Here is a 1,347-nt window from a genome sequence, read left to right as displayed (position 1 = left end):
GAACCGTCATGACGACGGTCTCGCCCTTTTCGCGGGCGACGGCGGCGCGTTCGTTGTAGCCATCGATGCTGCGGACGCCGAGGCGCGCCATCTTGCGGTAGCGGTCCTCCATCTCGCGAACCGCCCATTTGAGCGCGGTCACCGCCTTCTTGGGGTCGGTGACGACGGGCGTCAAAAGATGCGGGATGCCGTCATAGATGGAGAGCTCGAGCATCTTGGGATCGACCATGATAAGACGGCACTCTTCAGGCTTCAGCCGGTAGAGCAGCGACAGGATCATGGTGTTGATGGCCACCGACTTGCCCGAGCCGGTGGTGCCGGCGACGAGCAGATGCGGCATCTTGGCAAGCTCGGCGATGACAGGCTCGCCGCCAATCGTCTTGCCGAGACATAGCGCCAGCTTGCAGCTGGTGTTTCGGAAGCCGTCCGACTCGATCAGCTCGCGGAAATAGACGGTCTCGCGCGTCTCGTTCGGCAGCTCGATGCCGATGACGTTGCGACCGGGCACGACAGCTACACGCGCTGAAATCGCCGACATGGAACGCGCGATGTCGTCGGCAAGGCCGATGACGCGCGAGGATTTGACACCCGGTGCCGGCTCGAATTCGTAGAGCGTGACGACAGGGCCGGGGCGGACATGGATGATTTCGCCGCGCACGCCGAAATCCTCGAGCACGCTTTCCAGCAGGTCGGCATTCTGCTCCAACCGCTCCTGCGACATGTAGAAGCCCTGGCCTTCCGGTGGCAGCTGCAGCAGCTCCTCGGAAGGAAGCTGATAGGCGTCGCCCGTGGTCGCCGGCACGATCCTGCCAATGGGTGGCAAAGCTGGCCGCGCGGCCGGTGCTGCGATCTCGACGCTTGGCTGCGCGGGCTCCGTGCTGGCGGCAATTGCTTCGGCAATCGCCGATGTTTCCGGCTTGGCCTCGTTCGAATTGGCCGGTGCCACGATCGGCATGGCGGTCTCAACGGCCGGGATGCATTCAATGACGCGAAACAGCGCGGTGATTTCCGTAGCCGAGACGTCTGGGCGCCTGGCGACAGCGGGAGCCGGTGCAACCGGCACTGGCACCGGTACTGGCGCCGGAGCGGGTGCTGGCCGCGAGGCGATATGTGCCGCGACCGGCGACGGCCCGTCCGAGGTGCTCGGCGCCATCAATTCGAAGAAGGCGTGATCGGAGAGGTAGGACCAGCGTGCTTTCTTGGGCTGCGGCACCGCCCCGCTGGTGGTGGAGGACCGTGGGTCTGTTGCCATTGCCGTCGGACGCGCCGCAGGCACGGTCGGCTGCGAAACGACACTGGCCTGCTGCGCCGGTAATTGTGCTGGCTTGGGCGCCGCCGCAGCGATTC

1 protein-coding gene is annotated in these 1,347 nt (G+C 65.3%); it reads right to left on the bottom strand.

Annotation, left to right across the window (positions count from 1 at the left end):
* On the bottom strand, positions 1-1,347 hold a 1,347-nt coding region (locus AC1DUU_RS32150; RefSeq protein WP_476787338.1), incomplete at both ends, for a DNA translocase FtsK.

Source organism: Aminobacter sp. P4_H6_2, from assembly GCF_056400805.1.
Note: the sequence above shows the minus strand (reverse complement) of the source record. Positions and strands in the feature narration are given on the sequence as shown.